Origin of the sequence: Pseudomonas sp. FSL R10-1350 (assembly GCF_009600525.1) — a bacterium.
Taxonomy (GTDB): Bacteria; Pseudomonadota; Gammaproteobacteria; order Pseudomonadales; family Pseudomonadaceae; genus Aquipseudomonas; species Aquipseudomonas helleri.
This window is the reverse complement of record NZ_WIVR01000107.1, coordinates 1-8,239: the sequence shown is the minus strand read 5'-3', so window position 1 is coordinate 8,239 and position 8,239 is coordinate 1. Positions and strand designations below refer to the sequence as shown.

General features: G+C 62.4%; 7 protein-coding genes. 4 read left to right on the top strand and 3 right to left on the bottom strand.

Translation table 11 applies throughout. The annotated features are described in order from the left end of the window. The 4 genes from GHO25_RS24725 to GHO25_RS24710 all read left to right on the top strand — a co-directional run. The coding region (locus tag GHO25_RS24725; protein ID WP_153393099.1) for an ABC transporter ATP-binding protein at positions 1-1,486 on the top strand (1,486 nt) is incomplete at its 5' end. A gap of 166 nt (positions 1,487-1,652) precedes the next feature. Then, positions 1,653-3,002: an MFS transporter gene (locus GHO25_RS24720; RefSeq protein ID WP_153393102.1), complete on the top strand. Its 1,350-nt coding sequence runs from the start codon at positions 1,653-1,655 to the stop codon at positions 3,000-3,002. A 206-nt stretch (positions 3,003-3,208) separates the two neighbouring features. Beyond that, complete coding sequence (locus GHO25_RS24715) at positions 3,209-4,408, top strand: colicin E3/pyocin S6 family cytotoxin (protein ID WP_153393096.1); 1,200 nt, start codon at positions 3,209-3,211, stop codon at positions 4,406-4,408. Between the two features lie 13 nt (positions 4,409-4,421). Beyond that, positions 4,422-4,661, top strand: coding sequence for a pyocin S6 family toxin immunity protein (locus tag GHO25_RS24710; protein WP_153393093.1), 240 nt, complete (start codon positions 4,422-4,424; stop codon positions 4,659-4,661). A 67-nt stretch (positions 4,662-4,728) separates the two neighbouring features. Here the strand turns inward: GHO25_RS24710 and GHO25_RS24705 are convergent, their stop codons facing one another. The 3 genes from GHO25_RS24705 to GHO25_RS24695 all read right to left on the bottom strand — a co-directional run. After that, positions 4,729-5,910 carry a fumarylacetoacetate hydrolase family protein gene (locus GHO25_RS24705; protein ID WP_153393090.1) on the bottom strand — a complete coding sequence of 394 codons (1,182 nt, stop codon included), beginning with the start codon at positions 5,908-5,910 and terminating at the stop codon, positions 4,729-4,731. 114 nt (positions 5,911-6,024) lie between these two features. Then, positions 6,025-7,809, bottom strand: a complete 1,785-nt coding sequence (locus GHO25_RS24700; RefSeq protein WP_048370726.1) for an IlvD/Edd family dehydratase — start codon at positions 7,807-7,809, stop codon at positions 6,025-6,027. Positions 7,810-7,831: 22 nt separating this feature from the next. Continuing rightward, a partial coding sequence (locus tag GHO25_RS24695; protein WP_153364304.1) for an NAD(P)-dependent oxidoreductase occupies positions 7,832-8,239 on the bottom strand: 408 nt, incomplete at its 5' end.

The window sequence follows — 8,239 nt, the reverse complement described above, 5'->3', positions numbered from 1 at the left end:
CACCGGCGCCCGTGCGCAGGTTCAGGCGAGCACTTTGGCGTTTGCCGGGCAGGACCTGCGTCAGTTCGATGAACGCACCTGGCGCAAAATACGCGGCGCACAAATCGGCTTTGTCATGCAGGACGCCCTGGGCTCCCTCGACCCCTTGCGGCTGGTGGGCAAGGAAATCGCCGAGCCGCTGCACCTGCACACCGATCTCGACCGCGCGCAGCGTGACGCCAAAGTCATCGAACTGCTGCGTGCGGTGGGCGTGCCCGAGCCGGAGTTGCGCGCGCGCCAATACCCGTATCAATTGTCCGGCGGCTTGCGCCAACGGGCGCTGATCGCTTCGGCCATCGCCTGCAACCCGCGTTTGCTGATCGCCGACGAACCCACCACGGCCCTCGACACCACGGTGCAGGCGCAGGTACTGACGTTGCTCGAATCCCTGCGCGGCGAGAGCACCGCGATGCTGATCGTCAGCCATGACTTGGCCGTGGTCTCGCGGCTGGCCAACCGGGTGGCGGTGATGCACAACGGCATCATCGTCGAGCAGGGCAACGTCGACGACGTGCTGCACGACCCGCAGCATCCCTACACCCAATACTTGCTGCGCACGGGCAGGGCGGTGCACTTTCGCCGCAACCAAAGCGCGGCGCGTACACCGCTGAGCATCGTCACGGCCAAGGCCGAGCAAACGCCGCCGCTGTTGCAGGTCAACGGTCTGAGCAAATCCTTCAAGGGGCCGGACGGCAAACAGCGCACCGTGGTCAACCAAGTGTCGCTGCAACTGCGCCGGGGCAAAACCTTGGGCATCGTTGGTGAATCCGGCTCGGGCAAAACCACCCTGACGCGGATGATCCTCGGTCTGGAAACCCCGGACAGCGGCGACATCCACATCAAGGGCCAGCCATGGCTGAGCCTGTCTGCGGCAGAAAAACGCCAACTGCGGCGCAGCATTCAAGTGGTGTTCCAGGACCCGCTCAGCTCCTTCGACCCGCGCTACAGCGTGCGCCGTGTGCTCAACGAAGCGCTGGAAGTGGCCGGGCACAAGCGCAGCGAATGGCCCCGGCGCGCGGAAGAATTGCTGGTGCTGGTCAAACTTGACGCGGCACTGCTGGAGCGCCGTCCGATTGAACTGTCGGGCGGCCAGCGTCAGCGCATCGCCATCGCCCGCGCCCTGGCGGCGCAGCCGCAGATACTGGTGTGTGACGAACCGGTGTCGGCGCTGGACGTCTCGGTGCAGGCGCAAATCCTCGAACTGCTCGACGACCTCAAACAGCGCCTGGGCCTGGCCTGCCTGTTCATCTCCCACGACCTGGGCGTGATCAACCACGTCAGCGACGACGTGCTGGTGATGAAAGACGGCGTGGCCGTCGAAAGCGGCCGCGTGCGCGACGTCTTCGACCACCCGCAACACCCGTACACCCAAGCCCTGCTGGACGCCATCCCGCACCTGGAAAGCGGCCGGCGCATGGCCTTCGACTTCCTCAAGCTAGCCATTTAACCCTGATTCACGCCCTGTAGGAGCGAGCTTGCCTCGCGATCTTTTGATCTGGCTTGTGCCATGCCGTAAGGGCGAAACCGTGCAAAACGTATCCTCACCGAGAACCCCCTGAGTGACCATCGCCCAAACCCTCCCGCACACGCGCCCGTTATCGAGGCGCGTGCCGATGATCATTGGCTGTGCGCTGTGCATGGAACTGATCGACTCCACCGTCGTCATGACCGCCTTGCCGCAAATGGCCAGCGACTTCGGCGCGCCGAGCATCCGCATGAACCTGGTGGTTTCGCTCTACATGCTCGGGGCTGCGCTGTGTGTGCCGGTCAGTGGCTGGGTGGCTGACCGCTACGGGCCGCGTCGATTATTCGTGATCGCCATCTCGCTGTTTATCGCTTCATCGCTGGCCTGCGCTGCTTCCAACTCACTGCTGCAACTGTGCCTGGCGCGCATGCTGCAGGGCGCGGCGGGGGCGATGATGGTGCCCGTGGGGCAGTTGATCCTGTTGCGCTGGTCACCCCGTGAAGACCTGCTGCGCAACCTGTCGTACCTGACCATCCCGGCGTTGATCGGCCCCATGCTCGGCCCGCCGTTGGGCGGCCTGATGGTCACCTATTGGTCGTGGCACTGGATCTTCCTGATCAATGTGCCCATTGGTGTGGTCGGCATCGTGCTGGTGCTGCGCCATGTGCCGTACTACCCCGGCGTGCGTGAGCAGGGGCTCGACGTGCGCGGGCTGGCGCTCAGCGCGGTGGCCATGGCGGCGCTGGTGTTCGGCTTCGAAGCGCTGGGGCACGGCCTGTTGCCGCACCTGTGGGTGGCGCTGATGATCGCCGTCGGCCTGCTCTGCGGCGCGTTATACATCCGCCATGCACAACGCTGCGCCGAGCCGCTGCTGGACCTCAAACTGCTGCGCATCCCCAGCTACGGCATCAGCTTCTGGGGCGGCAACCTGCTGCGTCTGGGCACCTCATCGTTACCGTTTTTGCTGGTGCTGATGTTCCAGCTGTGTTTTGGCCTGAGCCCGTTGCACGCCGGGTTACTGACATTGGCCGGAGGTGCCGGGGCCTTTGCGATGAAACTGCTGGCCGTGCGCGTGGTGCGCCGTTACGGCATCCGCCGCACGCTGGTGATCAACGCCGTATTGACCGGCCTGACCCTGGCCTCATGCGCGAGCTTTACCGACGCCACCCCCTACAGCGTCATCGTGTTGATGCTGTTTGGCAGCGGGGTCATTCGCTCATTGCAATACAGCACCCTCGGCGCGCTGACCTACGCCGACGTGCCTGCCACACTGAGCAGCCGCGCCAGCAGCCTGTCGGCCATGACCGTGCAATTGAGCATGAGCCTGTCGGTGGGCCTGATGGCCTCACTGCTGGGCGTGTTGATGAACCTGCGCGGGCACAGCGTGCCGCAGACCAGCGACGTGGCCGCCATGCTGGTGCTCTGCGGCATCGCCTGCATGGCCTCGGCGCTGATATTCCGCCGCCTCGCCGCCGGGGCAGGCGAAGCCGTCTACTAACCCATATCCCCTGTAGGAGCGAGCTTGCCTCGCGATCTTTTAAAAGATCAAAAGATCGCGAGGCAAGCTCGCTCCTACATGTCGTGTGTCGTGCACCAAATCCCTCAATAGAAACTCCTCAAGCCTACACGCACTGCCGACCCGCCTGATTTCGAGCGCATATTCATGCCGATACCGTGCGGCGCTCTCCTACAGGAAGGCGTCCTATGAGCAACAAGCAAGGCGTGACGCAAACACGTCGGCGTGTGGGTGGCGATGGTGGTCAAGGGGCTTCGTACTTCGACGACATGACCCCCGCCGAACTCAAAGAACGCGACGACGGTATCAAGGCCTACGAAGCCATCCAGGCCCGACAAGATGCCTACATGGATCGACGCCGGGCTGACGTCGCTGCGCAGCAACGTCCTTACGAGGCTGAGCGTCGGGGCTGTGTATTCGCCAAGTGCAGCAAGCTGCCCGATGCCGTTATCAACTACACCGACCCCACGGGCTTTGTGCCCGTCGACAGCCTGAGCGATTACGGCCATTTCGCGATTTTGGGTGCCCGTCAGGCAGACAGTTCCGGGCTTGTCCCGTTAGAAATCATCAGTGGTGCGGTACCGGCGGGTCTCGGCGGTTTGGCCTTGGGTGGCACAGCCATGGGAGTCGCAGCAACGGCCGGCGGAACCATGATTGCGAGCCTTTTGGCAGGCTTGGTGGCCTTTTTCTGGCCGTCTGACCTTGCCGACAGCGCTCTGTACACCGAAGACCAATTGCGCTCACTCAAACAAGCCCGTACCCGCATGCGCTTGTACGTTGAACAACAGGCAGATGGCGCGCTCAAGGGCTATGGCTTCTATACCGGCACAAAACCCGAATGGGAAATGATCGACGTTATCCAGTTCAGCCAGCGCGGCTCGCAATACGTGGCGGACTTTGGTGATGGCGTCGAACTGATCTGGACACCTGCAATAGATCCAAGCGATACGCTCGGCATCCCGCCGCTAAAAGGCGCTCCCCACACACCACCTATCTGGATCTTCCCGCCGACCAAAAGCGCCGACACAATCATCGTCAACCCGATCTACCCGCCCGACTACAAGGACTTCATCCTGGTGTTCCCGGCTGATTCGGGGGTGGCACCGCTTTATATTGTGTTGAGTGTGCCGGGGCATGGTTATCACAAACCACCTGATTTATTGCCAGCGTTTCCTGACGCCGTCAGTGCTCGCCCAAAGTCATCAGTTCAAGGGGGAGGGAAAAAACGAAATAGGTGGGTTGATGGTAGAGGCAGAATCTATGAGTGGGATTACCAGCATGGGGCAGTCGAAATGTATGACAAACAGGGCAAACACTTAGGTGAGTTTGATCCCGATACAGGCAAGCAAACCAAACCTGCAAAAAATGGACGTACCACCCCTAAATAGACCAGAGTTAACTATGAAATTACGACTAACAGGCTTTCTCCCTGAACCGACGGATGATGACCGTGTGAAGTTCAAGTTCTTTATCGATGAAAGTCTTCAGAACTCAGCGCTGGACATCATGAGATGGACACATTTAGAAGAAGCCTTAGGCGGTGAGCAGGAACTCACACCCGATCAAGCTGCATTGTTCGCGAAGCTGTTGGAAGAGCCGATAATTGTCGATTTGACGCTATTTATTGGCTGTGTTGCTTAACTTGGTGGGTATTAGAACGTTGACCTTACAGGCGCTGCCAATCCAGCGCCTGCCACTGCGCAATGCCTTACCCCAACAACCCGCGCCCGGCCAGATTCTTCATCAAGTCGCCCACGCCGAACGTCCAGCGCGGGGCCTGGTCGCTGGTGGTTACACGGTTGTGCAGGGCGCCCAGGGTGGTGGAGGCAATGCTCACCACATCGCCCGGTTTGTGGGTGAAGCCTTGGCCGGGATGGTCGCGGTCGTCGGTGGGGGCAAACAGGGTGCCGAGGAACAGCACAAAGCCGTCCGGGTATTGGTGATTTTCGTTGAGGGTCTGTTCGGCCAGGTCGGCCGGGTCGCGGCTGATCTGGTTCATTGAGCTTTTGCCGTTGAGCACGTAGCCGTCTTGCCCTTCAACCCGCAAGGTCACTTCACAGTTGCGCACGTCGTCGAGGCTGAAATGCTCGTCGAACAGGCGGATAAACGGCCCCAGGGCGCACGAGGCGTTGTTGTCTTTGGCCTTGCTCAGCAGCAGCGCGCTGCGACCTTCGAAGTCGCGCAGGTTGACGTCGTTGCCTAGCGTCGCGCCATGGATGCGGCCCCGGCTGTCGACGGCCAGCACCACTTCAGGCTCAGGGTTGTTCCAGCTGGAGCCGGGGTGGATGCCAATCGCGTTGCCGCTACCGACGGCGGCCAAAATCGGCGCCTTGGTGAAAATTTCGGCGTCCGGGCCGATGCCGACTTCCAGGTACTGTGACCACATTTTTTGTTCGATCAGCACCTGCTTGAGGCGCATCGCCTCGGGCGAGCCGGGCTTGAGGTCGCGCAGGTTATCGCCGATGGCCGCTTGCACCAGGGCGCGGATTTCTTCGGCGCGCAGGGCATCGCCACCGGCTTTTTCTTCGATGACCCGTTCGATCATGCTGGAGGCAAACGTCACGCCTGCGGCCTTGATCACTTGCAGGTCGGTTGGGGCCAGCAAGTAAGGTTTTGCCGGGTCGCGCTGTTCGCCGCTGTTGGCCAGCAACGCCTCGATCGAGCCCAGCGATGTGCCACTGATTTCGCGCACAGCTTGCAAAGGTTGATCATGGTCGAGCAACAGGCTGAGGGTCGCGAAGTGCGCACTGCAGTCGATCACTTCACCGTCACGAATCACCGCCACGGCCGGGCCGCCGCGTTCGCCGGGGAGCCACACGCGACCGACCAGGGTTGCCCGTTGCCAGTCGTGCGGCAGGGAGTTTTCTATGTTCAATTGCAGCGTGTTCATGGGGGCAATCCTCGAATTTTGGGCGAACGTGTCCTGTAGGAGCGAGCTTGCCTCGCGATCTTTCAAGATCAAAAGATCGCGAGACGAGCTCGCTCCTACACAGGGAGCTAAGCGTTAATGAGAGTGGCGCGGCGGGCCGTTTTCCGGGATGACGCGCCAGTACAGGGTGGCCGGTTCCAGGCAGCCGCCGGTGGACAACTGGCCGACCAGTTGGCGGTACAGTTCCTGCCACGGGGTTTGCGACGGAGCCAGTGGTGGCAGCGGTTCTTTGCGACGCTCGTCGAGTTCGGCTTCGTCCACCAGCAGGTTGACGCTGCGCGCATTGAGGTCGACGCGCAGGCGGTCACCGGTACGCAGCAATGACAAGCCGCCGCCCACCGCCGATTCCGGGGACATGTTGAGGATCGACGGGCTGGCCGAGGTGCCGCTCTGGCGACCGTCGCCCATGCACGGCAACGAGTCGATACCGGCCTTGATCATGGCGGACGGCGGGGTCATGTTGACCACCTCGCCACTGCCGGGGAAGCCTACGGTGCCGCAGCCGCGAATCACCAGAATGCAGCGCTCGTCGATGTCCAGTGACGGGTCGTTGATGCGCGCCTGATAGTCTTCCGGGCCTTCAAAGACGATGGCCCGCGCTTCAAAACTGTTGGGCCGCTCGGGGTCGCTGAGGTAGGTGCTGCGAAACGCCTCACCGACCACCGACATCTTCATGATCGCGCTGTCGAAGAAGTTGCCGCTGAGCACGATAAAGCCTGCGCGGTGCATCAACGGGTCTTCGTAGGAGCGGATCACGTCGCGGTCGCCGGTCACACAATCGGCCACCACTTCGCCCATTTTGCGGCCGCTCACGGTCAGGCAATCGCGGTGCAGACGGCCGACTTTATCCAGCTCGTGCATCACCGCCGGAACGCCGCCCGCACGGTGGAAGCTTTCGCCCAGGTATTCACCGGCCGGCATGCAGTTGACCAGCAACGGCACGTCTTCACCGACGCGCTGCCAGTCGTCCAGCGACAGGTCGATGCCGCTGTGGCGGGCGATGGCGATCAGGTGCGGCGGGCAGTTGGTGGAGGCGCCGAGGGCCGAGGCCACGGCGATGGCGTTTTCGAAGGCGGCGTGGGTCATGATCTGCGACGGGCGCACGTCTTCGCGCACCAGATCGACAATGCGCATGCCGGTGGCATAAGCCATTTGCCCGCGCTCGCGGTACGGCGCCGGAATGCTCGCGCAACCTGGCAACGACATGCCTAACGCTTCGGCCAGCGCGTTCATCGACAGCGCGGTGCCCATGGTGTTGCAGTGGCCCACCGAGGGCGATGAGGCGGTGGTCAGGGTCATGAACCCTTCGTAGTCGATCTCGCCCGCGCTGAGCAAATTGCGCGCATGCCACAGCACTGTGCCGGAGCCGATGCGCTGGCCTTTGTGCCAACCGTCGAGCATCGGCCCGCCGGACAGCACAATGGATGGCAAGTCGGTGGTGGCGGCGGCCATCAGGCACGCCGGGGTGGTTTTGTCGCAGCCGGTGGTCAGCACCACGCCATCCAGCGGGTAGCCGTGCAGCACTTCAACCAGGCCCAGATAGGCCAGGTTGCGGTCCAGTGCGGCGGTCGGGCGGCGCGACTGCTCGGCAATCGGGTGCACCGGGAATTCCATCGGGATCCCGCCCGCATCGCGGATGCCATCCTTGACCCGCTTGGCCAGTTCAATGTGATGACGGTTGCACGGGGTCAGGTCGCTGCCGGTCTGGGCGATACCGATAATCGGCCGCCCCGATTGCAGTTCAGCGCGGGTCAGGCCCTGGTTCATGTAGCGCTCAACGTACAGCGCAGTGAGGTCAGCATGGCTGGGATCATCGAACCATAACTGGCTGCGCAGGCGGCGTGGGGTGGATTCGGTCATGGCAGGCTCCAGCAAATTATTTTTATTCAGGCAAAGTGTTGTTGCGGCGTAACTGGCGGATCAATCCGGCGTGATCAAGTTCGCCGTCACCGGCCTCGACCATGGCTGCAAACAGCCCGTCGACGAGGCTGGCCACCGGCAGCGACAAGCCGAGCTTGTGCGCCTGGGCGAGGGCGGTGCGGGTGTCTTTGAGTTGCCATTTGGCCGGGCCACCGGGGGTGAAGTCGTTGGTCAGCATGCGCTGACCGTGTTGACGCCAGATTGGTGAATCGACAAAACCGCCCATCAAGGCTTCATGCACCTTGGACGGGTCGGCGCCGCCGCGCTCGGCCAGCAGCAGGCCTTCGGCGACGGTGGCGATGGTGCTGGCCACGATCAGTTGGTTGACCAGTTTTGACAGCTCGCCGGTGCCGGCCGGGCCGACATGCAC

Bases quoted from the DNA above. Each gene is read 5' to 3' on its own strand.
- GHO25_RS24720 (WP_153393102.1), top strand. From the start codon at position 1,653: ATGATCATTGGCTGTGCGCTGTGCATGGAACTGATCGACTCCACCGTC.
- GHO25_RS24715 (WP_153393096.1), top strand. From the start codon at position 3,209: ATGAGCAACAAGCAAGGCGTGACGCAAACACGTCGGCGTGTGGGTGGC.
- GHO25_RS24710 (WP_153393093.1), top strand. From the start codon at position 4,422: ATGAAATTACGACTAACAGGCTTTCTCCCTGAACCGACGGATGATGAC.
- GHO25_RS24705 (WP_153393090.1), bottom strand. From the start codon at position 5,910: ATGAACACGCTGCAATTGAACATAGAAAACTCCCTGCCGCACGACTGG.
- GHO25_RS24700 (WP_048370726.1), bottom strand. From the start codon at position 7,809: ATGACCGAATCCACCCCACGCCGCCTGCGCAGCCAGTTATGGTTCGAT.